Below are 26,351 nucleotides of genomic sequence, written 5' to 3'. Positions count from 1 at the left end.
GCCGGCCCGCCGCACGTCCGCTTACGCTACGACGTCGTTGAGCTTTGCATAGCTATCCTTCAGGCGCAGCTCGGCTTCGTCGAGATTGCGCGGCGGCGGCGACGGCTCGATGCCGACCAGACGGGCGATGTTGTTGCCCATATAGTCTTCGAGACCGTCCTCGTCGAGATCCATGCCCTGCGGCGCGGGACCGCACAACATCTCCAGCTCGCGCAGCCACATGCCCGGCTCGTTCGGCGGCGTGTCCGTGCCGAAAACGATCTTGTCGCGTGGCAGTTGTCGGGCGAACTCGACAATGCGCGACTGGAAGCACCATCCCGACTCGCAGTACACGTTGGGTGTGTCCATCGCCATCCAGAACGCTTCGAACGAGTAGTTGCCGCCCGTCTGAATGCCGAAGTGACCGATGATGAAATTCACCATCGGGAACTCGCGGATGATCGGATAGAACATCGTCGGGATCGTGTAGGGACCGTCGCCGGTATGGATCAGAACGACGACGTTGTATTTCGCGCAAACCTTCATCGCGGGGCGCAGCCAGTCCAGCGCGCGATCCGGACGATAGCCGTGCATGTTCGCGTGCAGCTTCAGCATCTTGAAGCCGTACTCCTTCACGTGAAATTCGAGTTCGAGCGCGCCTTCTTCCGGACCCCAGCGCGGATTGAACGTGAAGTTGCCGATGAACCGATCGGGGTACTTCTGTGTCAGTTCGGCCACGTAAGCCATGTAGTCGCGGATGCCCTCGCGGCCGCGACGGTTGCCGTCGCGATAGCCGGTATTGCCCGGCGGCGGCTGGATGAAGCCCATGTCGATGCGGCGCGGTTTGCCGTTGATGACATACGGTCCATCCATCATCTTCAGCAGACGCTCGCCTGTGAACGGCTCGCCGGTGTGTCGCCACGCTTCGTCGACGAGATTGGTCGGGTGCAGATGGGTATCGATGATCATGCTGGTACTCCAGTATCTTGTGAATTGGCGTGCCGCAGCCTCGCTCAGGCGGCCAGCAAGGTCTTCGCTTCTTCGACGGAGCGCGGCGCGGGCGTGGGATCGAGGCCGATCATGCGAGCCGTGTTGTTGCCGAGATAGTCTTCGAGCGTGTCTTCATCGAGATTCAGACCCTGCGGCGGTTCGAAGCAAAGCACTTCGAGCAGACGCAGCCACATGCCCGGCTCGTTCGGCGGGGTATCGGAACCGAACAGGATCTTGTGCTTCGGCAGCACCTTCGCGAACTCGACGATGCGCGACTGCAGGCACCAGCCCGATTCGCAATACACGTTCGGCAGGTCCATGGCCATCTGGAAGGGCTCGAAACAATAGACGCCGCCCGTCTGCACACCGAAGTGCGCCATGATGAAGTTGACCGTCGGGAACTCCTTGATCATGGGTACCCATTCAGTCGGAATGCTGTACGGGCCATCGCCCGTATGCAGCTTGACCATCACGCCGAGTTCCGCGCACTTTTGCAGCGCCGGACGCAGCCAGTCGAGCGCGCGGTCGGGCCGGTAGGCGTGCATGTTGGCCTGGAACTGAACCATCTTGAAGCCGAGCTTGCGAACGTAATGCTCGATGGCATTGACGCCGTTCTCCACACCGCAGCGCGGGTTGTAGACGAAGCAGCCGATGAAGCGGTCGGGATATTTCTCGACCATTTCCACCGTATAAGCCATGTACGCGTCGATGGACTCGACGCCGGATTTGTTGCCGTCGGTGTAGGTGTAGATGGTGTTGCCTTGCGGCGGCTGGATGAAGGCCTTATCGATGCGGCGCGGCTTGCCGTTGATCGTGAACGGACCGTCCATCATCTGGATCAGGCGTTCTCCGGTGAAGGGTTCGCCATCATGCCGCCATGCCAGATCGACGAGATTCGTCGGGTAGCAGCTGGTGTCGATAATCATGCGGGATCTCCTCGCAATGCTTAGGTTGAAGGCAGGCAGACCGCGGCATGAGCCGAGCGGACTGCATCTTGCATTCGGGAGCATTGTCGAGGGGGCAGAGAAAGGAAACTGACGCCACTGACAAATACTCCGTCAGTGAGCAATCTCCAGTTGAACGATCGCGGCATTGCGCCGCTGCATGTTCAATCGACCGCTTCTACCCACGAGCGAATCATGCAGCGGTCGAGATTTGCTTGTCAAGCGAAAGGCGAGGGCATATGGGCATGGAAAACCCGCAACGAATGCCTTTTTTATCGACGCGTCAGTCGGATGATTCGCTGCGCCACGCGTCCGTGACTTCGCTCAGCAACGCCAGAAAGCGCTCGAGCGCGGGCAGCGAGTCGTCACGCCGGACCGTGGCGTAGAGGTCCGCATTCATCGCGGATTCGTCCAGTGCGACGAACGCGACGTTCTCGCGCGGCGTGGTCGAGAGCGACTCGGGCAGGATGCTGATGCCGACGCCGGCACCCACGAGACTGAGTATCGTCTCGGGATCGGCGGATTCGTGCAGCACACGCGGCTGGAAGCCCTCCGTGATGCACGCGGCGAGAATGCCTCGAATCATCGGACTCTGTGTGTTGAGCAGGACGAACCGGTCAACGGAGAGCACGCGCAGACTGACGGAACGGCAATCGGCAAGCGGATGGCTGTCCGGCAGCGCGACGACCAGCGGTTGCGGATAGACCAGGATCGACCGGAGCTCGCGATGCTCCGTCGGACTGCACGCAAAGCCCACGTCGATCTTGCCCCGCACCAATGCCTCTTGCTGCTGATCGGGCAAGAGCTCATGCAGCGTCCACTCGACTTCCGGATTGTGCTTCTGGAACAGATGCATGGTCCTCGGCAACGGACCGTACATCACCGAGTTGATGATCCCGATGCGGATATAGCCTTCGAGTCCATCGGCGACCCTGCGCAAGAGCTTCTCGACCGAGTCGCAGTCGCCGACGATGCTGCGCGCGCGCACGAGGAGCGCCTCTCCGGCGCGCGTCAACCGTGCCCCGTGGCGTCCGCGCACGAAAAGCGTAACCCGAAGCGAGTCTTCCAGCGACTTGATCTGCTGGCTCAGCGGCGGTTGAGAGATGTGCAGACGCTCGGCCGCGCGACTGAAGTTGCCTTCCTCAGCGACTGAAATGAAATAGCGGAGCTGCCGGATATCCATATGTTTCTCGTATCGAATGGATTCCGAAATCGTATTTCACATATCGATTTTGTGCACATAGGCTTTACCCACACGGCTCAAAGACGTCGATGCAGGCGCCGTGCGTTGCGATTCCTTTACGAGAATGTTGCCGCACCGACGGTAACGCAGGAGACGACATGATCATGCTCGAGGTGAATGGCGAGCGCCGCACCGTTGCCATGCCGGGCGACACGCCGCTGTTATGGGTGCTGCGCGATGAACTGAATCTCACCGGCACCAAATACGGCTGCGGAATGGGCCTGTGCGGCGCCTGCACGGTCCACCTGAACGGGAAGGCGGTGCGGGCCTGTCAGACACCGTTGGCGTCCGTTGCCGCGCAGCGCGTCACCACGATCGAAGGCCTGGGCGCGCCGCAGACCCTGCACGCACTACAGCAGGCGTGGCAGGAAGAAGATGTTCCACAGTGCGGCTACTGTCAGTCCGGCCAGATCATGTCGGCTGCCGCGTTGCTCCGGCATACGCGCGATCCCAACGATCAGGAGATCGACGCGGCGATGGCGGGCAACCTGTGCCGCTGCGGGACGTACGTGCGGATTCGCCGCGCGATCCATCGGGCTGCCGCTGTCCTTCGCAAGGGGGCGGCGGCATGAAGCGCGATCAACCGAACCTGCATGCACCCGACGTTTCCGCGGGCCGCCGACGCTTTCTCCAGACCGGCGCTGCACTCGCGGGCGGCCTGCTGCTCGAGATCCACGCGACGGGGATCGGCATTCGCAGCGCGCGGGCAGCATCGATCGCGGACAGCACAGCCGGGAACTTCGCGCCGAACGCGTGGGTTCGAATCACGCCGGACAATCAGGTGCTGCTCGTCGTCCACAAGTTCGATAGCGGCACCGGCGTCAAGAACGCGCTCGGCCTGATGCTGGCGGAAGAACTCGACGCGGACTGGGATCGAGTGCGAGTGATTCAACCGGACGATCCGCTGGCGAAGGCTTATCTTCATCCGCTCTGGGGAATGCACGCGACCGGCGGCAGTACGAGCGTGTCGCTGGAATGGGATACCTTGCGGCGCGCCGGTGCGACTGCCCGGGCCATGCTCGTCGCTGAAGCCGCCCGGCGTTGGTCGGTCGACCAGGATGCCTGCAACGCCGCGGCTAGCGTGGTGTTCCATCCCGCGAGCGGACGCAAGGCATCCTATGGCGAACTCGCGGCGGGCGCGGCAGCCGGACCGGTTCCGGCACAGGTGACGCTCAAGCGCCCCGATCAGTTCGTCCTGATCGGAAAGGAGCGGCGCAGCTATCGGGTTGCCGACAAAGTGACAGGGCGCGCTCAATACGCGATCGACGTCAAGCTGCCGGGCATGCTGACCGCAATCGTGATCCATCCGCCTGTCGTCAACGCGAGCGTGAAGTCATTCAACGCGGACGCGGTCAAGGCATTGCCTGGCGTACGCGATGTCTTTGCCATCGAGATTCCGGATGCTATCGCGCACTTTCGCGAGAACATGCCCGCGATGCCTGTTGCGAACGGCGCGGCGCAGCCCGGTGTGGCCATCGTTGCCGATCATTTCTGGGCAGCGCAGCGCGCACGGAAGCTATTGAAAGTCGAGTGGGGCGAGAGCGACCTCGCGAGCTTCAACTCCGAGACCACCATCGAGGAGATGAAGAAGCACGTCGACGATCCAGGCATGAAGTCGAAGACGAAAGGCGCCGCCGAAACGACGTTCAGGGACGCGCCGCGCGTCGTGGAGGAGGTCTACAGCATGCCGTACAAGGCGCATGCTCAGATGGAGCCGTTGAGCGTGGTGGCGTGGGTCAAGCCGGATGCAGTCGAATACTGGGGAGGCATTCAGGTGCCTTCGCGGTGCGCGCAAGCGGCGGAATCGATTGCCGGCGTGCCGCGTGACAAGGTCCGCATTCACCTGACCGAGGCCGGAGGCAGTTTCGGAGCGCGCGAGGGACTGCATCAGATTCTGGAAGCCACCTTTATCTCGAAGCGCATGGGTCGGCCGATCAAGCTGCTTTACAGTCGCGAGGACGATGTGCGCGGCCTGTACTATCACGCCGCCAGCGTGCACAAGGCGCGCGCCGCACTCGACGCTTCCGGCAATCTGCTGGGCTTCAGTCTGCGTGCGGTGGTGCCGTCGATCAAGGAACCCGATGACCCGGGCTTTCTGGCAAAGGTTCCGGTAGATCCCAGTTGCACCGAAGGCATGCGCGACGACTTTTACTACGACATCGCCTCTCTCGACCTCGCATGGGTAAGACACGAACCCGGTTTCCCGATCTGGTGGTGGCGCGCAGTGAGCTATGTACCCAATATCTTCGCGATCGAGAGTCTTATCGACGAAGCTGCGTACGCGGCCGGACAGGACCCGGTGGACTATCGTCGCAGAGCGCTTTCCAGTCGGCCCAATTTGCAAGCTGTGCTCGATCGGGCGGCTGTCCTCGCCGGTTGGAAAGCGAATAACTTCCGCGATATCGGCACGGGTCGCGGGCAGGGCGTCGCCGTCTACGAAGGATATAAAAGTTATATCGCGATCGTTGCCGACGTAGAAGTGAAGGAGGACACGGTCAAGGTCAATAAGATCACTTGCGTGGTGGACTGCGGGCTCGCAGTCGATCCGAGTTCGGTTCATCAGCAACTGGCGGGCGGGATTTTCTGGGGAGTGTCGACCGCACTGACGAATGCGATCCATATCGAAAACGGCCAGGTGCGCGAGAGCAACTTTCACGACTACCCCGTGCTGCGCATACACGAAGCACCCGAGTTGGCGATTGAGATATTGCCACCGTCCGGACGCCCGCCGGGAGGTGTCGGAGAACTGTCGAATCCCCCCGTCGTACCAGCCATAGGCAATGCGATTTTCGCTGCAACTGGCAAACGACTGCGCGCAACGCCGTTCGTTATGGCCCAAACCTGACTTGACCATACTCACAACGCTGGCGCCATGCCCAGTTATGCAGGAGACAATGTATGCATGCACGATCTGAATTGCGACGCCCCGAACCGGCCCCTGTCGATCAAGTGCCGAAGCCGGGGTTGCTCTTCATGCTTGGCTTCCAGCATGTACTGGTGATGTACGTTGGGGCTATCGCGGTCCCGATGATCATCGCCAGCGCGCTCAAGCTTCCCAAAGAAGCGATCGCTGTACTCATCAACGCCGATCTGTTCACCTGCGGCATCGCGACGATCTTGCAGTCGGGCGGATTCTGGCGCTTCGGCGTACGGATGCCTGTCATGCAGGGCGTCGCGTTCAGCGCGCTCCCGCCCATTCTGGTGATCGCCACAAGTCCGGGCCTCGGCCTGACAGCGGTGATCGGCGCAGTGATAGCCGGTGGTCTGCTGACCATGTTGATCTCGCCGGTGTTCGGCAAGCTCGTGAGATATTTCCCGCCGATCGTGGGCGGCTCGATCGTCATGGTGGTGGGGCTTTCGCTGTTTCCCGTGGGCGTGAGTTGGGTCGGCGGTGGCAGAGGCGCGGCGGATTTCGGTGCGCCGCATAACCTTGCGCTGGCGGCGTTCGTATTCACCATGATCCTCGTGATCAACCGCTGGCTGAAAGGGTTCTGGTCGAATATATCGGTCTTGCTCGCGCTGGCTGCAGGCATGCTGGTCGCGATCCCCTTCGGGATGGTCAATTTCCACGGCGTAGAGCAAGCGCCGATGGTCGACATGGTCAAGCCTTTCTATTTTGGCTGGCCTGTCTTCGACCCGCTCGCGATAGCGACCATCGTGATCGTGATGGTCATCATCATGATCGAATCGATGGGTCTTTTTCTGGCGACGGGCGACGTCACCGGCAAGCACCTGACGGCCGCGAACATGACGGATGGTCTGCGAGCCAACGGGCTTGCAAGCGTGATCGGCGGCGTGTTCAACGGCTTTCCCTACACCATCTACAGCCAGAACATCGGACTGGTTGTCGTGACGGGCGTGAAAAGCCGCTGGGTCGCGGTGGCCGCAGGGGTGATCCTCTGTGTCCTTGGACTGTTGCCGAAACTCGCGACGATTGTGGCATCGGTGCCGTTGCCGGCGCTGGGCGGTGCGGGGCTATTCATGTTCGGCGTCGTCACGGCGGCGGGTGTTCGCACGCTGGCCAGAGTAGATTTCGAAAGCAGCCGGCGCAACGTGTATATCGTCGCCGCAACGCTGGCCATTTCGCTGTTACCGACCTTTTCTCCAACCCTGTTCAAGCAACTTCCGGCCTGGATTCAACCGCTCCTGCATAGCAGCATACTGTTGGCCTGTCTTACCTCGGTCGGCTTGAACCTGTTGTTCAACGGCATTCCTCGCGCCGATCCGCATTCGCAGATCGAAGACGATGGGTCCGTGTGTCTCGTCGAGCAATAGGGCGGTTGGTCTGCGGGTGCGGCTTTGGATGGAGTGCCAGCAAGGATATCGAGGAAAACGCACGGCACTCTTGAAATGATATGAAAATTCGGATGCCGAATTATATAGATTCTCGATAGTTCCTTTTGCTTCGACAACTGCCATTCGCCGCTCATCAACGTGCTTTACTTGCAAGACGAACGATCCGCCCGGACCGTAGGGGTCCGGGTTGTCGAATCGATCCGCGCCGTGCAATCACCCCGGTAACCGCTAAAATTGCGCTTTTAGTCCGGAATACGCGCATGTCTTTTTCTTCGCTCGGCCTGATCGATCCGTTACTGCGCAATTTGCAGGACCTCAATTACCAGACGCCTACGCCGGTGCAGGCCAAGGCGATTCCTGCCGTGCTCAGCGGCAAGGACATTATGGCTGCGGCACAGACCGGCACTGGCAAAACGGCCGGTTTCGCGCTGCCGCTGTTGCAACGGCTGACGCAGTCCGGCCCGGCGGTGTCCAGCAATCGCGCGCGGGTTCTGGTGCTGGTGCCCACGCGTGAGCTGGCTGAACAAGTGCTGCAAAGTTTTATCGAGTACGGCAAGGGCCTCGACTTGCGCTGCCTGGCCGCCTACGGCGGTGTGAGTATCAATCCGCAGATGATGAAGTTGCGCAAAGGAGTGGATGTGCTCGTTGCCACGCCGGGCCGTTTGCTGGATCTCAATCGGCAGAATGCGGTGCAGTTCGATCAAGTAGAAACGCTCGTGCTGGATGAAGCTGACCGCATGCTGGATCTGGGCTTTGCGCGCGAGCTCAACGCTGTCTTTGCCGCTTTGCCCGCTCGACGGCAGACACTGCTGTTTTCCGCCACGTTTACCGATGACATCCGCGCGATGGCGACAAGCATTCTGCGCGGCCCGGTCAATATCAGCGTCAGCCCGCCCAATGCCACGGCCAGCAGGATCAAGCAATGGGTGGTGCCCGTGGACAAGAGGAACAAGCCCGACCTCCTCATGCATCTTCTGGCTGAGAACGAATGGAAGCACGCGTTGGTGTTCGTCAAAACCCGCAACGGCGTGGATTATCTTGCGGCCATGCTGGATGAAGCGGGCTATGCGGTCGACACCATCCACGGCGACAAACCGCAGCCCGCGCGCTTGCGTGCGCTGGAGCGTTTCAAGACACGCGAAGTGGATATGCTGGTAGCCACCGATGTGGCTGCGCGCGGGCTGGATATCGACGACCTGCCGCTCGTGATCAACGTCGATCTGCCGATCGTGGCGCAGGACTATGTGCACCGTATTGGCCGAACTGGCCGCGCGGGCGCCAGCGGCGTGGCCGTGTCCCTCGTGTGTGCCGATGAAGCGCCGCAACTCGCCGCGATCGAAGCGCTGATCCGGCAAACGCTGCCCCGTGAAGAGGAGCCGGGTTTCGAAGCCGAACATCGCGTGCCGCAAACCAGCGCGACAGGCCAGCTCATCAAGAAACCCAAAAAGCCCAAGAAGCCCAAAGTGCCGCAAGCTGCGCCGGGCTCCATGAAGGTGCTCGGCAAAGAACTTCACCCGCAAAGTGCCGAAAACCGGCGCAAGCCTGCGGCGCAGGGCACTGTGGCCGCCGGTAAAGGCGCGAGCATGCCCGGCAGTAATCCATTCAGCGTGCAAAAGCCACGCAGCAAACCCGCAGGCGAGCCGGCTGCGGGTTCCCATAAGCCGGCTGGGAAACCCGCTGATGGCCGCGGCAAACGGCGACCCTGATCCGTAGTCCAGGTCAAGGCTCACAAGCCTCTTGTCGTAAAAATGTCAAAGCCACGAAGCCGTATTTTTGAAACGTATTTTTTGAGCGCCATCATAGGGCAAGGAGTTTTGAATCAGGATTGAAGTCAAATGGAGGCATGGCATGGGCAGCGCGCTGGTTTGGGCAGCAATCCCTCACAACAGTGACGGGGTCGTGTTCCAGGTTCGCGTGATTCGCGGACTTCAACGTTTTCATATCTCACGCCGGGCGCTTGAAGAGACTTTCGACTTGGCACCTCATGCATCGGATGCAAGGCAACTCGAACTCTTTTATCAGCACAAGACGCTCATCCTGAGGCAGGCCATGCGAAAACGTCCGATTGCGGGCGCTGACACCGCTGCACTTCAGACCGCTGATTTCACCACCGTCGTGGAAGCAGGAAGGGACGCGACGGCTCACATGTTGGAAACGTTAGCGTCGTCCGGCACCTGACGAGATGACATGCCCGTCCAGGCGCAGGATGGCGAGCGACGAGGCGATGAAGACAAGGCGATGATGATTGAAGCAGGCACTGCTCAATCGTTCCTGGAGCATCAGAAGCGATGCCTCAGGCCGACGGTCGCCTCAATCTGATTGCTCGTGGATGACGGCTCGGTGACGCCGTTAATCCATGCCACGCCCAGTGGCGAATTGCCGCTTGGACTCACCCGTTGCCATACACCCTGAACATAAACATCGGTGCGCCGCGAGAAGCGGTAGTCGGCCATCGCACTTACCTGATTCCAATGGGGAACTCCGCCGGCGCCTCCATTTCCGCCAGCGCGCGTATAGGTATATGCACCCGATAATTCGACCGCCGGCGTGAGCGCGTAGCGAAGGTTGCCCTCGAAGTTCTGGAAGGTTCCACTTAGCGAATTCTGGAAGAATTGCGCGAACTTGCTGTGCGAGTAAACGAAGCCCGCCACAGCCGGGCCAAAGGTGTAGTTCACGCCGGCGCCAAAGGTCTTCTGACTGCTGGCCAGCACGCCTAAAGGCACAGCGGTCGGCGTGAGCGCGCTTTGCAGGGACGAGCCGGTCGTATCGGTGACTGCGCCATTCGTGTTCAACTGTGCCGGCGTGCGCGCGGCACTGTTGAGCTGCAGATAACCGGCCCCGAAGCTCCACGCTCCCGATACATACGACATTCCGAAGCTATAGGCGCGATTGTTCGTGAAGCCACCTGCCTGATTGGAAAAGCCGTAAAGCGCGCCGAATCTGAAGCCGGCGAAATACGGGCTCAGGTACTTCACGGAGTTGTTTATCTGAAACGAATCGTTCAGGTTGTCGTTGTCCAGCGGATGCGCGAAATGTGTGCCGCCGAACTCCGTGCCGGTCAATGAAAGCGGCGCGACGAAATCGACCATGCCGTCGGTTTGGCGGCCCAGCGTGAGCGCGCCGTATTCGCGGCTCGACAAGCCGACATAAGCCTGGCGATTGAATATGCGGTTGCTCGACGAGAACTGCCCGTTGTTCAGGTTGAAGCCGCTCTCCAGGGTGAAGATGGCACTCAACCCTGCGCCGAGGTCTTCGGTCCCGCGCAAGCCCCAGCGGCTGTACTGAACCGCACCGCTTGTCATCTCCCAGTTGCTGTGTCCGCCTCCCGTCCCGGTGATCTGGTTGTTCGTGTAGGTCAGACCCGCGTCGATGAGCCCGTATAGCGTGACACTGCTTTGCGCATGTGCTGCGCCGGCCAGTGTGATGATCGTCGTGGCACCGGTTATAAGCATCTTGTTCATCTGCCTGCTCCAGCCAAGTCCGGGAGATACGCTTCTCCTGGAACGCTTTCTACACAGACCTCGATGTCGGCACGCACGCAGCCGTGCGAATCATCGATACGAAAAGGCGCGATGTGCTGCATTTACTCTATGCGACTCCAGTCGGATTCGCCAACTTCAAATAAGCGTCATCGTGATCGCAAAGGCGCGCATCCAGCCTTCGGACCGACCGACGACGCCTAACGAATTCATGCCGAAAGCGGTATCAATCGAGCCCGAAATATCAATAGACATGCGATTATTGGGCGGGCCAAATTCCTCCTGTTGCTTCCACTTTTCCACTGCGCGGCAGCACGGACGTGCGCTTTGGCTTCGATCAGTCTGAATCGAAGCGCAGGCGCTTCATCAGGGTTCAATGAGGAAATGGCCATGGCAAGAATAGGAGTCGACGTCGGCGGCACGTTCACCGATCTGGTCCTCGAGAAAGCAAACAAGAACGATCGCGCGAGCGTGTTCGTCCACAAGGTACCGAGCACGCCGCATGACCAGTCGGTGGGCGTGCTGCGCGGCGTGCTCGAGATCTGCGAGCTCGCCGGCGTGAAGCCCGCTGATGTCTCGATGATCGTGCACGGCACGACCGTCGCCACCAACATCACGATCGAGCACAACGGCGCCGAAGTCGGCATGCTGACGACGCGCGGTTTTCGCGACATTCTGCACATCGGACGGCACAAGCGGCCGCACAACTTCTCGTTGCAGTTCGACGTGCCGTGGCAGTCGCATCCGCTCGTGAAGCGCCGCAATCGCATTGCGATCACCGAGCGCGTCATGCCGCCGACCGGCGAGATCGCCGCGGAGCTGAACGAGGACGAAGTGCTCGAAGCGGCGCGCGTGTTCAAGGCGCGTGGCATCGACTCGGTGATCGTGTGCTTCCTGTACTCCTTTCTCAACGATACGCACGAGCGCCGCGCCAAGGCGCTGATCCAGTCGGTGCTGCCGCACGCCTACGTGTCGTGTTCGTCGGAAGTGGTGAATGTGATCCGCGAGTACGAGCGCTTTTCGACGACCGCGATGAACGCCTTCGTTGGTCCGAAGACCGCGCTCTATCTGAACAACCTCGAAGGCAAGCTGCGCGACGCGGGCATCCACGCGCACCTGCGCATCATGCAGTCGAACGGCGGCGTGTCGACGGTCGAGATGTGCGCGCAGCGGCCCGTGTCGATTCTCATGTCGGGACTCGCGGGCGGCGTAATGGGCGGACGGTGGGCAGGCGCGATGTCCGATGCGCGCGACGTGATCACGGTCGATATCGGCGGCACGTCGGCGGAGTTCAGCACGATTCCCGATGGTCAGGTCAAGATCATGAATCCGCGCGATACCTATGTGGGCGCGTATCCGGTGCTCGCGCCGATGATCGACATGGCGACGATGGGCGCGGGCGGCGGCTCGATCGCGTATATCGACGAAGGCGGCGCGTTTCGCGTGGGACCGCGCTCGGCGGGCGCCGATCCGGGCCCGGCCTGCTACGGGCGCGGCGGCACGGAGCCCACGGTCACCGATGCGCAAGTCGTGCTCGGCCGGCTCGACGCCGACCAGTTCCTCGGCGGTGGCGTAAAGATCGATCCGGAGCTCGCGCATCGCGCGATCGAGGAGAAGATCGCGCGGCCGCTCGGCATGAGCGTCAAGGAAGCGGCGCTCGGCATCATCCGCATTCTCAACTCGAACATGTCGCTCGCGATACGCGCGAATTCCGTTGCGAAGGGATTCGATCCGCGCCGTTTCGCGCTGCTGCCGTTCGGCGGCGCGGGTCCGCTCAATGGCGTCGCGCTCGCCGAAGCAGTCGGCGCGCGCGAGGTGATCGTGCCTCCCGCGCCGGGCATCACAGCCGCCATCGGCCTGCTCGTCACCGACATGCAATACGAATTCACGCGTTCGGTGATGACGGTGCTCGATAACGTCACCGAGCAGGACATCGACAAGATCAACGGCGTCATTGAAGAACTGACCGCGCAATGCCGTGCGCGCCTGGAAGCGGACGGCGTTCCGGCGCACCGCCAGCACTACGTGCGCGTCGCGGAATGCCGCTATCACGGTCAGGGCTTCGAGTTGCGCGCCGACATTCCCGACGGTGCGATCGGCCTCGCGAACGTGAAGCGTATCGAAGCGAACTTTCACGCGCAGCACAAGCGCGATTACGGCTGGGCCTTCGACGACGTCGAAGTGGAGATCGTCACGCTGCGCGTCATCGGCGTGGCGAAGACGCCGGCCTTGCAGTGGCCGCCCTTGTCGACGGGTTCGGTGCGACCCGACGATCGCGCGCTCATGTTCGTGCGCCGCACGACCTTCGACGACGGCGCGACCTACGACACACCGCGTTACGACCGCAGCCGCCTGCTCGCCGGCAATACGCTCGACGGACCCGCAATCGTCGTGCAGCGCGATTCGACGACGCTCGTGCCGCCGGGTTATCGCGCGCGCGTCGTCGCGAACGGCAATATCCATATCAACCGGCTTACCGCGTAAGAGGAGGGCAACCATGGACAACGGACGCGTCGACCCCATCACCTTGCAGGTGATCAGCGGGGCGCTGCATACGATCGCGGAAGAAATGGGACACGTGCTGTATCGCATGTCGTTCTCGTCGATCATTCGCGAATCGCAGGACATCGGAGCAGGACTCTTCGATCTGGACTTCAACACGCTGACCGAATCGGAAGGCTCGCCGCTGCATATCGGCTCGATTCCCGCGTATCTGCGAGGCATTTCGCGCTGTCTTCAGGGCGGCACGTGGGAAGAAGGCGATGTGGTCATCCACAATCACCCGTACTATGGATCGAGCCATAGCCCGGATCTCTGCATCGTCGTGCCGATATTCTGGCGCGGCGAACTGGTGGCGTTCGCGGCCAACACAGCGCATCACGTCGATATCGGCGCGGCGACGCCCGGGCTCATCATCGATATTCCCGATGTGTTCGCGGAAGGCATGCTGTTCGCAGGCGTGAAGCTCTACGAGCGCGGCAGGCGCAACGAGGGGCTCTGGCAATTCATCGGCTACAACAGCCGCACCGCGCGTCAGACGAAAGACGACATCGACGCACAGATCGCCTCGGCCCAGCTCGGTGCGCGGCGCATGCAGGAGCTGCTCGACGAATACGGCCGCGAAACGGTGTTCGGCGCCGCCGATCAGTTGATGGACTACACCGAAACGATGATGCGCAACCGTATCGCGGAGATTCCCGACGGCGATTACACCGCCGAAGGCTTTCTCGATGACGACGGGCTCAATCGCGACAAGCGTCTGCCGATCAAGGTGTGCGTGAAAGTGCGTGGCGACGGCGTCGAAGTCGATCTGACCGGCTCCGCCGATCAGGTGCCGACGGGCTTCAACGTGCCGTTCGAGGGATCGACGAAGCCGGCCTGCTACTGCGCATTCCGCGCGCTCTTGACCGACACGGCGCTGATGGACGTGAAGCTGCCGCCGAACGAAGGTTCGTTCCGGCCGATCAGCGTGACCGCGCCCGAGGGCTCGATCTTCAATCCGATTTTCCCGGCCGCGGCCGAAGCGCGCTTCACGCAGTGCAACCGCATGATCGACCTGATCATCAAGGCGCTCTCGCCCGTGCTGCCCGAGCGCACGACGGCCGGCAATTCGGCGACACTGTCCTTCGCCGCCTACTCGGGCATTCGTCCGACGGGCGATTACTGGGTGTTTCTCGAAGTGAACGAGGGCGCGTATGGCGGGCGCCCCAGGTCGGATGGTCCCGACTGCATCGACAACCTGATGGCCAACACGCGCAACAATCCCATCGAAGATCTCGGCATGCATCTGCCGATGGTATGCGACCGCTACGAGTTGCGCGACGACGTGCTGCCGGGCGCGGGGAAGTATCGTGGCGGCATCGGTGTCGTGAAGACGCAGCGCCTGCTAGAAGGCGGCACGCTCACGCACGAATCGGAACGTCATGAGGACGTGCCCTGGGGCGCGTTCGGTGGAGGCGAGGGTCAGGTGGGCAAGGTCGAAATCGTTGCGCGCGACGGCAGCGTGAAACCGATGCCCGCGAAGTTCTCCAACGTCGCGCTCGAAGCAGGCGAAGCGATGGCGTATTACGCGCCGTGCGGCGGCGGGTATGGCGATCCGCTGGACAGGCCCGCGCAGCAGGTCCTCGACGATGTGCTCGACGACTTCTGCACGATCGAGCATGCACGCGATGCCTACGGCGTCGTGATTACTGCCGGACTCACTCTCGATCTCGCGGCGACCGAGGCGCTGCGCGTAAAGATTCGCAGCTAACGCATCAGATCGCGAGCCGGGCTCTCCGGCTCGCCGCTGCCTTCCCGGTTTCGATTTCCGAAATGAATAGTTAGCTATACGAATCAACGTGCTTTCGTTGATACGATCAATCGCGCGAGCGCAAAGAGAGACACGATGAAACGAGAAGACGCCGTATCGCAGAAATTCTGGGCCCCGCCGCCCGTCGACGTTCGCGACGTGAGCCGCGCAAGCTGGACGGCATTTTTTGCGTGGATTTTCGCAGTGTATGACTTCATTCTGTTCGGCACATTGTTGCCCGAGATCGGCCTGCATTATCAATGGAGCGAGGCGCAGCAGGCTAAGATCGCAACGCTGGTGGCGATCGGCTCGGCGGTCGTCGCGTTTCTCGTCGGCCCGATCGTCGATCGCTTCGGGCGGCGCACCGGCATGATCACGACGGTCGCGGGCGCCGCGCTCTGCTCCGGACTCACCGCGACGGCCGGCAACGCGGGGCAGGCCGTACTCGTGCTCGTGCGTTCGCTGGCGGGACTCGGCTACGCCGAGCAGACGGTCAACGCAACGTACCTGAACGAGATGTACGCCGCCCTCGACGATCCGCGCATGGATCGCCGCAAAGGCTTCTTCTTCAGCCTCGTACAGGGCGGCTGGCCGATCGGTGCGCTGGTCGCGGCCGGGCTCACCGCTGTGTTGCTGCCTCTGGTCGGCTGGCAGGGCTGCTTCGTTTTCGCGGCGTTCCCGGCTGTCGCTATTCTGTTCATGACGCGGCGGCTCAAGGAGAGCCCGCAGTTTCTGCTGCACCGGCGCATCGTCGATACGGCGCGCGCGGGAGGCACGGCGCAAGCGCGAGAGCTCGCGCGGGCGCATGGCCTCGACTATGAGAAACACGGTGGAGGAATCGGCGCGGCGTTTCGCGGACGGGCGCTGCGCTCGACGCTCGTTCTGGGTTTGAGCTTCATGCTGAACTGGTCGACGATTCAGGTCTTCAGCGTTCTCGGCACGACCGTCATCACCAAGGTTCACGCGTTATCGTTTCAGAGTTCGCTGGTCGTGCTCGTGCTGTCGAACGTGGTCGGCTATCTGGGCTATGTCGCGCACGGTTACATCGGCGACCGGCTGGGTCGGCGCAATACCATCGTCGCCGGATGGACGCTCGGCGCCTTCTCGTTTCTCGCGATGCTCTACGCGCCCAGCGATTTCGCCGTGGTCGTCGCACTTTACAGCCTGGGGCTCTTCTTCCTGATCGGGCCGTATGCCGCGGCGCTGTTCTTCATCGGCGAAAGCTATCCGACGTCCATTCGCGCTACCGGTGGCGCAATCGTCACCGCGATGGGGCCCGTCGGCGCGGTCATCGCGAGCGCGGGCGTCACCGCGCTGCTCGCGCACGGTGGCTCGTGGAAGGAGGGCGCGCTGTATTTCGGGGCGCTGCCGTGCTTCGCATCCGCGCTGCTGATGATGTTCGCGCGCAAGGGCGACGAGGGGGCGGACAAATGAGGCGCGCGAGGACCATGACGAGAATCGCCGCCGCGCTCGTCGTGGCGTGGCAGGCACAGGCGGCGCACGCGCAGTCGTCGGTCCAGTTGTACGGACTGGTCGACGCGTGGATGGGCTCATCGAAACCGCTGGGCAGCGCGCAGGCATGGACGGTCGGCGGTGGCGGCATGTCGACGTCGTACTGGGGGATGCGCGGCACGGACGATCTGGGCGGCGGATGGCACGCGAGCTTCACGCTGGAAGACTTTTTCCGGCCCCAGAACGGGCGCGCGGGCAGCTTCGACGGCGAACCGTTCTTCGGACGCAGCGCGGAGGTTTCGGTCGGCGGGCCTTACGGATCGATCCACCTCGGGCGCATCGTCTCGCCCTATTTCGTGACGGCGGTGCTGTTCAATCCGTTCATCGACTCTTACACGTTCTCGCCGACTGTACTGCACACGTATCTGGGCGTGAACGGGCAGGGACTCATCGGCGGATATGCCTGGAACAACGCGGCGCTGTATCGCACGCCGGTCCTTTCGGGCTTCAGCGCGGACGCGATCTACGCGCTCGGCAATCAACCGGGCAACGCGCACAAATGGGGCGGATCGGCTGGGTACGCAGGCGGCATCTTCTCCGTGAATGTCGCGTTCCAGAGCCAGCCCTTCGACACGACACCCGGCGATCTCAATGCGATCGCGCCAGGCTATTCGCGACAGACTGCCGTGATGGTCGCCGCGCTGTGCGATCTGAACGTGGTGCGCTTCTACGGCCAGTATCAGCGCTTATCCAACGACATAAGCGGCGCGGACACGACGGTCAATGGCGTACAGCTCGGCCTTGCCGTGCCGATCGGTGACGGCAAGGCGCTCGCGTCGTATATGCATTCGAAGTCCTCGGGCGCGTCACAGGCGAGCCGCAGCACGCTCGCAGTCGGCTTCGACTACAACGTGTCGAGACGAACGGACCTCTACGCCGCCGTACTCGCGGATCGCGCGAGCGCGCTGTCCTCGGGCATGACTTACGGCGTGGGAATTCGCAGCCGATTCTGATTCGCGATGGTTGATGCCGTCCTGGCCCGGGCCTGTCCCGGGCTTTTTTGTGCGTGTGTGGAAGGCGGGGGATTAGTACCAAAATCGCTATTAAACACGGCTAAAACGGAATTGGACGAGCATTAATGACGAACCTATAGTTTTCTTGCCGACACACAAGGCACAAGCGTCCCAGAGTAACTATCGGAGAGTGAAGAGATGAATGCAGGACTGAACGAAATGTTGGCGCAAGCCTTCGCAGAATCAACGAAGCTCTATCAGGAGCGTGGTTTTCAGCGGCGCGTGGGCTTTGGCAAAAAGCCCGCGCTGATCAACGTCGATCTCGCGAATGCCTGGACGCGACCGGGCAATCCGTTCACGTGCGAGCACATCGACGACCAGATCATTCCCGGCGTGCAGCGTCTGCTTGCCGCGTGCCGCGCGAACGGTCATCCGGTCGTTCACGTGACGACGTGCTATCAGGTCACCGACCGCAAGAATCCGCATACCGACATGGGCCTCTGGCACAACAAGATTCCCGTCGATGTGGTCGCTCAATCGGACGAGAACCTTTGGGCCATCGATTCGCGCATCGCGCCGATCGAAGGCGAGCAGGTGCTGATCAAGAAGCGCGCAAGCTCGTTTCACGGGACGTACCTCGCGGGCTTTCTGCGCGCAGCGGGCGTCGACACGATTCTCGTGACCGGCGTGACGGCCTCGGCCTGCGTACGCACGACGCTGTGCGACGGACTGGCCGAAGGCTTCCGCACGATCGCGGTGCGTGAATGCATCGGCGACCGCGTGCCGGGTGCGGTCGAATGGAACCTGTTCGACATCGATGCGAAGTTCGCGGATGTCGAATCGGTCGATCGCTGCGTGGACTATCTGCAATCGGTGAAGGGCTGAGTGTTGCGCGGGCCGCTGGCGGCCCGCGTTGCTGCACTTGCGGTTTCGAACGGGAGCCGCGCGCCACCGACTCCCGAGGGGTCGTCGCTTCGCCATTTATTGCTCATCTTTGGAGAGCGCAATGAACGAAGGTGCATTGCAAGGCGCAGTTTTGACGGAGGATGGCGTGCCGCATTCGTCCGCGATGGCGAACGCCACGTATCGCCGCATTACGTGGCGGCTGATTCCGTTTCTCTTCGTATGCTACGTGGCGGCGTATCTGGACCGCATCAACATCGGTTTCGCGCAGATCCAGATGCGCAGCGATCTCGGCTTCAGCGACGCGGTGTACGGACTCGGAGCCGGTATCTTTTTCGCCGGATATTTTCTTTTCGAGGTGCCGAGCAATCTCATTCTCGAGCGCATCGGCGCGCGCAAGACTCTGATCCGGATCATGCTGCTCTGGGGGCTCACCTCAGCGGGCATGATGTTCGTTAAATCGCCCACGGCGTTCTATGTGATGCGCTTCATGCTCGGCGTCTTCGAGGCGGGCTTCTTTCCGGGCATGATTTTCTATCTCACGTGCTGGTATCCGGCCGCGCGACGCGGCCGCGTGATGGCGCTCTTTCTCACCGCGGTGGCGATGGCAGGCGTGCTGGGCGGCCCGATGTCAGGATGGGCCCTGAACCGGCTCGACGGTGTGCATGGGCTGCAAGGCTGGCAATGGCTCTTTCTCGTGGAGGGATTGCCGTCGTGCCTGCTTGGCATCGCTGCGTTCTTCTATCTCGACGACAATCCGCGCGAGGCACGCTGGCTCTCCGATGCCGAGAAGGCGGTCGTGCTGCACGAGCTCGACCGGGAGCGTGACGCGTCGTCTCTCTTCGAGCGACACGGCTTTGGCGGCGCGCTGAGAAGCGGCCGGATCTATGCGCTCGCGCTCGTCTGGTTCACGTTCATCTGCGGCGTGTATGCGATCAGCTTCTGGTTGCCAGCCCTGATCAGGGGTGCAGGCGTCACCGACGCCTACTCGATCGGTATGCTCTCCGCGATTCCCTATGGCGTCGCCGCGCTCACGATGGTGCTTGTCAGCCGCCATTCCGATAGAACACGCGAACGGCGCTGGCATACGGCAGGTTGTGCCCTGATCGGCGCAGCCGCGCTGTCGGCCATTGCGGGCACGGGCTCCGATCTGCGGCTCGCGCTCGCGTGCATCAGCGTGGCGACGGCCTGTATCTTCACTTTGCAGCCGCTGTTCTGGGCGATCGTCACCGACTTCCTCGCAGGCACGCGCGCGGTAGCGGGCACGATCGCGTTCATCAACAGCCTGGGCCTGCTTGGCGGCTTCGCGAGCCCGAGTATGCTGGGCTTCGTGAAGACGGTCACGGGAAGCCTGAACAACGGCCTGTTCGTCGTATCGGCCTTGGTCGTCGTTGGCGCGCTGATCACGCTGGGCTCGGCCGGGCGACCGGTAAGATAGGGCACTTGCCCGGACCGCGACGACCTCGCGTCCGGCCCGACAGACGCTGAAGGGTCCACGACGCGACATGCGAATCGACGTTCATCACATTCGAGCCTTCCTGGCGGTCGCCGACGCGCTGCAGTTCAATGTCGCGGCAGAGCGTCTCCACATGACGCAGCCGGCGTTGAGCCGCATCATCAAGGCGCTGGAGGAATCGGTGGGCGCGGCGTTGCTCACGCGCACGACGCGGCGCGTCGAGTTGACCGATGCGGGCCGCGTATTCGCGGAGCATTGTCAACTCGCGCTCACGCATATCGATCAGGCGATCACGCTCGCGCGACGCGCGGAGGCGGGCAACATCGGGCATTTGCGCATCGCCTACATGGACTTCGCGATCAACGGCACGTTGCCCGCCATCATCGAGGCGTTCGGCAAGAAGTTTCCGTCGATCAACATCGATCTCGTGCATATGCCAAGCACGGTGCAGAAAGAAGCGATGCTCGATTCGACCATCGACGTCGGTTTCATGATCGGGCCGTTCGCGGCGCCCGGCGTCGAAACGCGGGTGTTCGGCCGGGAACCGATGGTTGCGCTCCTGCCAACCGCGCATCCGTTGGCGCAGAAGAAAGCGCTGAAACTCACCGACCTCGCGAACGAGCGCTTCGTGCTCGGCACGCCGCATTCGTGGGAAGCGTTTCGCCATCACTTCTTCTCGATCTGCCATCGCGCGGGCTTTGCGCCCGCGATCGCTCAGGAGGCATCGACAAGCGACGGCATCATCGGCCTCGTCGCTGCGAATACGGGCGTGAGCATTTATCCCGAGTGCATTCGCAACATTCAGCGCAGCGGATTGTGCATCCGGCCGCTCTCGGACAGGGACACGGCAATCGATATGGTCGTCTGCTGGCGCGGCGACACGCGCAACCCGTCCGTCGACACCTTCATTAGTGAGTTGAAGGCAGTTCGCTCTGGCCTCAGATGAAAAACGCACCCAGCGGCACGAAAAGCGTCAACGCCGCCGTCCACTTCAAGAGATCCTTGAACGTTCTCTCATCTCCATGCAACTCCGCCAGAACAAGTCCGCCGCCCAGATGAAACGGACTCGCCGTAATCACGACGATGCTCGTCGCCGATAGCGCCAACTGGATCGACGCAAGCAACGCGGACGGTTCGTTCGCCAGCGAGTGCGTCACTACCGGAATGACCAACCCGAGCACGACCACCGACGAAGCCTCGAAATTCGCCATCAACGTGCCGAGGTACGTCATGCCCACGCGGACCAGCGATTGCTGTTCCAGATTTTGCAGCAGCTCGCCGGTCGCCTTCAATACGCCGACGTGTTCGAGCATGCCGATATAAATCAGAATGCCCGAGATCATCACGACCATGCTCCACGGCAGATCGGCGATGACCTTGCGCGGGTCCGCCCGAACCGCCATGTTGAGCAGAACGCCCATGGAAAACGCGCTAAGACCGACATCGTGGTGCGTCAACACCAGCGCGACGAAACCGAGCAACGCGGCGAGCGCGGCCCATTGCTGCCAGGTCAGCGCGAGTCGCGAGGAGACCGCTCCTGAAGCGATTTTCGAAGGGGCGTTGCCTCTCCTGCCGCGCGCGATCAGTTCCGCTCCGCCAAACGCGAAGAACGCCAGGAGCGCGAAGGTGAAATTGATCGCGAGCTGACAGAAGAAAAAGTGCATGGGAAGCAGCGTCACGCCGCCCTTGGCCGCTTGCGCGGCGACCACCTTGGCCCACGGATTCAACGGCGACAATCCGCCGATACATCCGCCCTGAATGGTCACGATGCCCATCAACGCCGGGCGGATTCTCTCGCGCCGCGCAATCTCCAGCGCAACCGGCAACGTGATGACGAGCGCGGCGATCGGCAACGCGCCCAATGCGCAGATACAGGCGGTGAGGGCACACGTCGTCCACGGCAGCAGCCACGGCCGCCCGCGAGACATCGCGGCAGCCTGATGCACGATCAATTCTGCAAGTCCGCTATCGCGCACGAGATTCCACAGATACATCACGCCGAGAATCAGCATGACGAGATCGGTCGGGAAGGATGCGAATATCCGCTTTTGCGGAACGCTCGCGAGCACCGCCAGCAAGAAGCTCGCGGGAATCGCAACCAGCCCTAGATTGATGCCGCGCCACAGGCTGATCGCAAATACGACCACCAGCAGGACAAGCGCAACGATATGGATGTTGGTCATACCGGTGTCTCCCCTCGATTTGTTTTTCGACGCGGGAACGTTCGGCGCATTGAAGCGCACGCGGACTCACGCCGGCGGGAACGAAAATGCTGCGATGTTCTGGGTCAGACATGTGGCTCAGTCGTTGTATTAGCTTGTATCAATACATCGTGATGCATGCTATCGCCGTGCTTTCGCACCTGTCAACTGGTGGAATCGCCGACGCCGTGCGACCCGCCGCACGATGCCAATGACGGATCGACGCGTGTTGACATCGGTAGAGCACGTCGTTACTATCCGCCTATCTTGTCTTAATACAAGATAAGACAATCAAGGCGTAGTTTTCAGCGACGATATCCGTAGGGGGATTGCGAATGCTGCTCGACGATGAAGAGACCGCCATGCTCAATGGAGAGCAAGGCAAGGTCCTGCAAATGGCCATGCGCCATCAGATACAGGTCGGCGAATTCTTCGGTGCGCGTGATTTCGTGCCGGTCACGCAGGCGCACATCATGGCCGATACCGAGAGTCTCGGACAGGCGGGCGTCATGTGGCTGGAGCGGCTTTCCGAATTCGGCGATGGCCGCCACACCGTGCGTATTCCGACCATCACCGATCCGCGTGGCACCGATTTTTCGAAGGCCAGCGATCTCGGTCAGCGCGACTGGATGGTCGAGCTCGAACGCCGCACGATTCACGCGTTCGAGCGCCTGGGCGTCAGCATGACCGACACCTGCATCAACTATCAGACCGTGCTTGCGGCCACGCGCGGCGAACACGTCGCGTTCGGCGATACCGGCGTCGTGATCTATTCGAACTCGGTGAGCGGCGCGCGCACGAATTTCGAAGGCGGCCCGTCTGCGTTGTCCGCTGGTCTCACGGGACGCACGCCGCGCTATGGTTTTCATCTCGATGAGAAACGCCGTGCGACAAAGCGCTTTCGCGTCGATTTCACGCCGCGCACGCTCAACGAATGGGGCGCCCTCGGCGGCGTGATCGGCCGTCTTGCGGGCAATTACTGGGAAGTGCCGGTGATCGAAGGCATCGAGGCCGCGCCGACTTCCGACGACCTCAAGCACTTCGGCGCGGCGATGGCGAGTTACGGATCGATCGCGCTGTTTCATATCGTCGGCATCACGCCGGAAGCGTCGCGGCTCGAAGATGTCGGCGGCGATGCGTTGCCGGTGCATCATCGTATCGGCCGCGCGGAAATCGAAGCGCTGACCGCGAGTTATGCAGTCGAAAAACATGTGGACGTCGTGGTCTTTTCCGCGCCGCAACTGAGTCTTTACGAACTGCGCGCGCTCGCTGAACTCTGCGATGGCCGCACCTTCAAGGTGCCGATGCTCGCGATCACGAGCCCGCAGGTCGCGCCCGATGCCGAGCGGTTCGGTTATACGCGCTGCATTGAAAAAGCGGGCGGCACGGTGCTCGCGGGTATGTGCTTTTATCAGTCGTATGCGCGCGAGATGTCCGAGGCGAAGGGCTGGAAAACGCTCGCCACCAACAGCGCGAAGCTGGTGAATATTCTCGGCGGATACGGCTATACACCGATGCTGGCATCGATGCAGGCATGCATCGACGCAGCCGTGACAGGAGAACTCGCATGAACGAAATCGTGCTTGTCGCGCGTCACGCGCTCGGCAATAAAGTGTCGGCGGAGGCGCTGGTTGCAAGCGACGGCTTCTCCGCCCGCTACGATCTGAACCGTCTGGAAGGCGTCTTTTCTCGGCCTTCACACAAGCTCGTGGGGCAATCGTATATCGGCCGCATACTCGTGCTCGATACGGCAAAAGGCGGCGTAGCCAGCGCGTGGATGTTGCACGAGATGCAGTCGCGCAACATGGCGCCGGCGGCAATCGTGTTCAACACGGTGAACCCGATTCTCGCGCAAGGCGCGGCCCTCGGCGATATCTCGATGATCGCGGGTTTCGATTGCGACGTGACGGCGGTCGTGCCGCATGGCGCGTTCGTAGAGATCGATCCTGCAACGAAGACGCTGCGCGTGTTGCGCGCGGCAGCGGGCGAACCTGCTTCGGCGACGTTCGCGCAAGGGCAGCAGGGCACGTCGACAGTGCATGTGAAACCTGCGCATCGTTGAACGAGCCAGCGTCGCACGGTCACGCCGCGTGATCGTGCGATGCCGCGCCGTTCACGTTCTTGATCGACGAGCCGACCGGCAACGGTCCTTGCACGCTCAGCGTGAATTCGTAGTTCTCCGGACGAATATGAAACGACGTGCGTTCCAGCAGCATGCCGTTTCCATCGAACGATTCGCGGTCCATCACGAGCAATGCGGCACGCGGCGATAGCCCGAGCGCGCGCCCGACCGACGTACCCGCCGAACACGCGCGAATGCGAATCTGCGCCTGGGCTACGGGCATCGCGAGCAGATTTTCGAGCAGCACGTAGATAGGGTTGCGGTTCGCCTGCTCCCAGGTGAGCCCGCTTGCCTGCGGCGGCAGATACGACACGACGAGCGCAATTGGCTCGCCATCGACGAGATAGAGCCGCTTGAGGCGAAAGCAATCACTTTCGCCATCGTCTTTCCCGAATGCCTGCCGCAAGGGTTCCGGCGTGCTCACGGGTCCGAACTCCAGCAGCTTCGTCTTCGGCTCCACGCCTTGTGCAACCAGGGCATCGTAGAAGCCGCGCATCGGCTTCAGATCATGGACGAACTTGTTGCGCGAGACGAAGGTGCCCTTGCCTTGCTTGCTGACGACATACCCGTCCGCAAGCAACTGCGCGATGGCCTGCCGCACGGTCACGCGACTCACATCGAAACGTTGCGTCAGCTCGCTTTCGGCGGGAAGTTTGCTATCGGTCGCGAAGGTGCCCGCGTCGATTTCCGCGCGGAGACGGTCCGCAATCTGGATATAAAGCGCGATGGCGCTGTCGCGATTGAGCAGCGGTTCATTCGTCGTTTTGCCGCGTTTCGGAGCGGCGGCGCGTTTGCTGGAATTGCCTTGCATGGATTGCCTTTGAGCTAGCGTCGTGTGTCCGCGACAAGACACGTGACACACATGTATTCGGATAATAAGACATGCTCATACAAGTTGCAATCGCTAGGGCTTTCCACGGCTGACGCATGACGACGAAATCCGTAAACTCGCGCTACGCCCGGACCGGCCATCAGTCATAAGGCAGCGCGATCATGACTTTGCAACAGTTGGAGACTTTCTTCTGGACCGTGAAGCTCGGCAGCTTTGCTGCCGCCGCCGAGCGCCTGTACGCGACGCAATCCGCCGTGTCCATGCGCGTGCGCGAACTCGAACGCACGCTGGGCGTCGAGTTGTTCGACCGCACGCATCGCACGGCGCGGCTCACGCCAAAGGGCCGCGAACTGATGGATTATGCTAGCCGCATTCTCGATCTATCGACCGAACTGGAGCATCGGATCGGCGCGCCCGAAGCGGTGTCGGGCACGGTGCGCTTCGGCGTGGCGGAAGTCGTCACGACGACATGGCTGCCGCGTCTCATCACCACGATTGCGGAACGCTATCCGAATGTGCGTCTGGAAATCGAAGAAGCGCTGACTGCGGAATTGATGGCGAGTCTGCATCAGGCCGAACTGGAACTCGTGCTCGCGCCGGGGCATACGCGCACACCGGAGCTTTCGACACTCTCGCTCGGCATCGTTGATTTCCAGTGGATGGCAAGTCCCGCGCTGGGCCTCGACGCGCGCACGTACAAGCCCCACGAACTGGCCGAGTATCCGATCATCGGCATGAAGCAATCGTCGTTTCATTACGCCGCGCTGGAGGACTGGTTCCTCACGGAACATGTGCGATGCCGTTATCTCGCGCGCTGCAAAAGCGTGGCCGTTGCGGCGTCGATGACGATCGCGGGCATGGGCGTGTCGTATCTGCCGGTGCGCTCCTACAGGCAGGAGATCGCGCAGAACAAACTCGCGATCGTGCAGGTGGAAAATCCGTTGGAGCCGGTCGAATTCATCGCGGCATGTCCCGCCGGGCATTCTTATTCGCTCGCTCGCGCGATCGCGGAACTCGCTCGCGAAGTCAGCGATTTCGAGTGCATCAAGACCACGGCTTCGTCGCGATAAATGGTGCGGCGCGCCATGACACATCAAGTTTCCTGATGTTTTTTCGCGCAAATTACTCGTTTGAGTTCATGTGCCGTCAC

22 protein-coding genes are annotated in these 26,351 nt (G+C 61.7%); 15 read left to right on the top strand and 7 right to left on the bottom strand.

Annotated elements, in window-relative coordinates; all coding sequences use genetic code 11:
• Positions 1-21: 21 nt before the first annotated feature.
• From QCE73_RS16115 to QCE73_RS16105, 3 genes are all read right to left on the bottom strand, one after another.
• The gene (locus QCE73_RS16115) at positions 22-948 is read right to left on the bottom strand and encodes an amidohydrolase family protein (RefSeq protein WP_035498139.1); all 927 of its coding nucleotides are present in this window, start codon (positions 946-948) and stop codon (positions 22-24) included.
• A 44-nt stretch (positions 949-992) separates the two neighbouring features.
• The gene (locus tag QCE73_RS16110) at positions 993-1,895 is read right to left on the bottom strand and encodes an amidohydrolase family protein (RefSeq protein WP_187603439.1); all 903 of its coding nucleotides are present in this window, start codon (positions 1,893-1,895) and stop codon (positions 993-995) included.
• Between the two features lie 301 nt (positions 1,896-2,196).
• Positions 2,197-3,096, bottom strand: a complete 900-nt coding sequence (locus QCE73_RS16105) for a LysR substrate-binding domain-containing protein (RefSeq protein WP_035498142.1) — start codon at positions 3,094-3,096, stop codon at positions 2,197-2,199.
• A 158-nt stretch (positions 3,097-3,254) separates the two neighbouring features.
• On the opposite strand from QCE73_RS16105, the gene QCE73_RS16100 reads away from it, so the two are divergent.
• From QCE73_RS16100 to QCE73_RS16080, 5 genes are all read left to right on the top strand, one after another.
• Positions 3,255-3,728, top strand: a complete 474-nt coding sequence (locus tag QCE73_RS16100; protein WP_309882281.1) for a 2Fe-2S iron-sulfur cluster-binding protein — start codon at positions 3,255-3,257, stop codon at positions 3,726-3,728.
• Positions 3,725-6,001: a molybdopterin cofactor-binding domain-containing protein gene (locus tag QCE73_RS16095; protein WP_309882280.1), complete on the top strand. Its 2,277-nt coding sequence runs from the start codon at positions 3,725-3,727 to the stop codon at positions 5,999-6,001. Before QCE73_RS16100 ends, QCE73_RS16095 begins: the two co-directional genes overlap by 4 nt.
• Before the next feature lie 53 nt (positions 6,002-6,054).
• Positions 6,055-7,431 carry a nucleobase:cation symporter-2 family protein gene (locus QCE73_RS16090; RefSeq protein ID WP_309882278.1) on the top strand — a complete coding sequence of 459 codons (1,377 nt, stop codon included), beginning with the start codon at positions 6,055-6,057 and terminating at the stop codon, positions 7,429-7,431.
• A 281-nt stretch (positions 7,432-7,712) separates the two neighbouring features.
• A complete protein-coding gene (locus tag QCE73_RS16085; protein ID WP_309882276.1) occupies positions 7,713-9,158 on the top strand; it encodes a DEAD/DEAH box helicase in 1,446 nt (481 codons plus the stop codon).
• A gap of 142 nt (positions 9,159-9,300) precedes the next feature.
• Positions 9,301-9,630, top strand: a complete 330-nt coding sequence (locus QCE73_RS16080; RefSeq protein WP_309882275.1) for a hypothetical protein — start codon at positions 9,301-9,303, stop codon at positions 9,628-9,630.
• Positions 9,631-9,731: 101 nt separating this feature from the next.
• Here QCE73_RS16080 and QCE73_RS16075 read toward each other — a convergent pair whose 3' ends face one another.
• The gene (locus QCE73_RS16075; RefSeq protein ID WP_309882274.1) at positions 9,732-10,913 is read right to left on the bottom strand and encodes a porin; all 1,182 of its coding nucleotides are present in this window, start codon (positions 10,911-10,913) and stop codon (positions 9,732-9,734) included.
• Positions 10,914-11,069: 156 nt separating this feature from the next.
• Positions 11,070-11,234 carry a hypothetical protein gene (locus QCE73_RS16070; RefSeq protein ID WP_309882272.1) on the bottom strand — a complete coding sequence of 55 codons (165 nt, stop codon included), beginning with the start codon at positions 11,232-11,234 and terminating at the stop codon, positions 11,070-11,072.
• Between the two features lie 87 nt (positions 11,235-11,321).
• Between QCE73_RS16070 and QCE73_RS16065 the strand changes: the two genes are divergently transcribed.
• The 7 genes from QCE73_RS16065 to QCE73_RS16035 all read left to right on the top strand — a co-directional run bounded on the left by QCE73_RS16065 (position 11,322) and on the right by QCE73_RS16035 (position 20,992).
• Positions 11,322-13,415, top strand: a complete 2,094-nt coding sequence (locus QCE73_RS16065) for a hydantoinase/oxoprolinase family protein (RefSeq protein ID WP_309882271.1) — start codon at positions 11,322-11,324, stop codon at positions 13,413-13,415.
• Positions 13,416-13,428: 13 nt separating this feature from the next.
• Positions 13,429-15,183: a hydantoinase B/oxoprolinase family protein gene (locus tag QCE73_RS16060; protein ID WP_309882270.1), complete on the top strand. Its 1,755-nt coding sequence runs from the start codon at positions 13,429-13,431 to the stop codon at positions 15,181-15,183.
• Between the two features lie 135 nt (positions 15,184-15,318).
• Entirely contained in the window at positions 15,319-16,656 is a 1,338-nt protein-coding gene (locus QCE73_RS16055; RefSeq protein ID WP_309882269.1) for an MFS transporter, read from the top strand.
• A complete protein-coding gene (locus tag QCE73_RS16050) occupies positions 16,653-17,687 on the top strand; it encodes a porin (protein WP_404989773.1) in 1,035 nt (344 codons plus the stop codon). The genes QCE73_RS16055 and QCE73_RS16050 overlap by 4 nt, the downstream gene beginning before the upstream one ends.
• Before the next feature lie 198 nt (positions 17,688-17,885).
• Positions 17,886-18,572, top strand: a complete 687-nt coding sequence (locus QCE73_RS16045; RefSeq protein WP_187609075.1) for an isochorismatase family protein — start codon at positions 17,886-17,888, stop codon at positions 18,570-18,572.
• Positions 18,573-18,693: 121 nt separating this feature from the next.
• Positions 18,694-20,028 (top strand): MFS transporter, encoded by a 1,335-nt coding sequence (locus QCE73_RS16040; RefSeq protein WP_309882267.1) that lies wholly within the window; start codon positions 18,694-18,696, stop codon positions 20,026-20,028.
• 67 nt (positions 20,029-20,095) lie between these two features.
• The gene (locus tag QCE73_RS16035; RefSeq protein ID WP_309882265.1) at positions 20,096-20,992 is read left to right on the top strand and encodes a LysR family transcriptional regulator; all 897 of its coding nucleotides are present in this window, start codon (positions 20,096-20,098) and stop codon (positions 20,990-20,992) included.
• Here the strand turns inward: QCE73_RS16035 and QCE73_RS16030 are convergent.
• Entirely contained in the window at positions 20,985-22,229 is a 1,245-nt protein-coding gene (locus QCE73_RS16030) for an SLC13 family permease (protein WP_309882264.1), read from the bottom strand. The genes QCE73_RS16035 and QCE73_RS16030 overlap by 8 nt on opposite strands.
• 353 nt (positions 22,230-22,582) lie before the next feature.
• Between QCE73_RS16030 and QCE73_RS16025 the strand changes: the two genes are divergently transcribed.
• Positions 22,583-23,818 (top strand): aconitase X catalytic domain-containing protein, encoded by a 1,236-nt coding sequence (locus QCE73_RS16025; RefSeq protein ID WP_309882262.1) that lies wholly within the window; start codon positions 22,583-22,585, stop codon positions 23,816-23,818.
• A complete protein-coding gene (locus QCE73_RS16020; protein ID WP_309882260.1) occupies positions 23,815-24,309 on the top strand; it encodes an aconitase X swivel domain-containing protein in 495 nt (164 codons plus the stop codon). Before QCE73_RS16025 ends, QCE73_RS16020 begins: the two co-directional genes overlap by 4 nt.
• A gap of 19 nt (positions 24,310-24,328) precedes the next feature.
• Here the strand turns inward: QCE73_RS16020 and QCE73_RS16015 are convergent, their stop codons facing one another.
• Positions 24,329-25,180, bottom strand: a complete 852-nt coding sequence (locus tag QCE73_RS16015) for a GntR family transcriptional regulator (RefSeq protein WP_309882258.1) — start codon at positions 25,178-25,180, stop codon at positions 24,329-24,331.
• A gap of 182 nt (positions 25,181-25,362) precedes the next feature.
• Between QCE73_RS16015 and QCE73_RS16010 the strand changes: the two genes are divergently transcribed.
• The gene (locus tag QCE73_RS16010) at positions 25,363-26,271 is read left to right on the top strand and encodes a LysR family transcriptional regulator (protein WP_309882256.1); all 909 of its coding nucleotides are present in this window, start codon (positions 25,363-25,365) and stop codon (positions 26,269-26,271) included.
• Positions 26,272-26,351 lie beyond the last annotated feature (80 nt).

The sequence above is a fragment of the Caballeronia sp. LZ029 genome, from assembly GCF_031451275.1.
GTDB lineage: Bacteria > Pseudomonadota > Gammaproteobacteria > Burkholderiales > Burkholderiaceae > Caballeronia > Caballeronia jiangsuensis.
This window is presented reverse-complemented; position numbering and strand designations above follow the sequence as displayed.

Coding starts and splice junctions, on each gene's coding strand:
- QCE73_RS16115 (WP_035498139.1), bottom strand. CDS start 948: ATGATCATCGATACCCATCTGCACCCGACCAATCTCGTCGACGAAGCG.
- QCE73_RS16110 (WP_187603439.1), bottom strand. CDS start 1,895: ATGATTATCGACACCAGCTGCTACCCGACGAATCTCGTCGATCTGGCA.
- QCE73_RS16105 (WP_035498142.1), bottom strand. CDS start 3,096: ATGGATATCCGGCAGCTCCGCTATTTCATTTCAGTCGCTGAGGAAGGC.
- QCE73_RS16100 (WP_309882281.1), top strand. CDS start 3,255: ATGATCATGCTCGAGGTGAATGGCGAGCGCCGCACCGTTGCCATGCCG.
- QCE73_RS16095 (WP_309882280.1), top strand. CDS start 3,725: ATGAAGCGCGATCAACCGAACCTGCATGCACCCGACGTTTCCGCGGGC.
- QCE73_RS16090 (WP_309882278.1), top strand. CDS start 6,055: ATGCATGCACGATCTGAATTGCGACGCCCCGAACCGGCCCCTGTCGAT.
- QCE73_RS16085 (WP_309882276.1), top strand. CDS start 7,713: ATGTCTTTTTCTTCGCTCGGCCTGATCGATCCGTTACTGCGCAATTTG.
- QCE73_RS16080 (WP_309882275.1), top strand. CDS start 9,301: ATGGGCAGCGCGCTGGTTTGGGCAGCAATCCCTCACAACAGTGACGGG.
- QCE73_RS16075 (WP_309882274.1), bottom strand. CDS start 10,913: ATGAACAAGATGCTTATAACCGGTGCCACGACGATCATCACACTGGCC.
- QCE73_RS16065 (WP_309882271.1), top strand. CDS start 11,322: ATGGCAAGAATAGGAGTCGACGTCGGCGGCACGTTCACCGATCTGGTC.
- QCE73_RS16060 (WP_309882270.1), top strand. CDS start 13,429: ATGGACAACGGACGCGTCGACCCCATCACCTTGCAGGTGATCAGCGGG.
- QCE73_RS16055 (WP_309882269.1), top strand. CDS start 15,319: ATGAAACGAGAAGACGCCGTATCGCAGAAATTCTGGGCCCCGCCGCCC.
- QCE73_RS16050 (WP_404989773.1), top strand. CDS start 16,653: ATGAGGCGCGCGAGGACCATGACGAGAATCGCCGCCGCGCTCGTCGTG.
- QCE73_RS16045 (WP_187609075.1), top strand. CDS start 17,886: ATGAATGCAGGACTGAACGAAATGTTGGCGCAAGCCTTCGCAGAATCA.
- QCE73_RS16040 (WP_309882267.1), top strand. CDS start 18,694: ATGAACGAAGGTGCATTGCAAGGCGCAGTTTTGACGGAGGATGGCGTG.
- QCE73_RS16035 (WP_309882265.1), top strand. CDS start 20,096: ATGCGAATCGACGTTCATCACATTCGAGCCTTCCTGGCGGTCGCCGAC.
- QCE73_RS16030 (WP_309882264.1), bottom strand. CDS start 22,229: ATGACCAACATCCATATCGTTGCGCTTGTCCTGCTGGTGGTCGTATTT.
- QCE73_RS16025 (WP_309882262.1), top strand. CDS start 22,583: ATGCTGCTCGACGATGAAGAGACCGCCATGCTCAATGGAGAGCAAGGC.
- QCE73_RS16020 (WP_309882260.1), top strand. CDS start 23,815: ATGAACGAAATCGTGCTTGTCGCGCGTCACGCGCTCGGCAATAAAGTG.
- QCE73_RS16015 (WP_309882258.1), bottom strand. CDS start 25,180: ATGCAAGGCAATTCCAGCAAACGCGCCGCCGCTCCGAAACGCGGCAAA.
- QCE73_RS16010 (WP_309882256.1), top strand. CDS start 25,363: ATGACTTTGCAACAGTTGGAGACTTTCTTCTGGACCGTGAAGCTCGGC.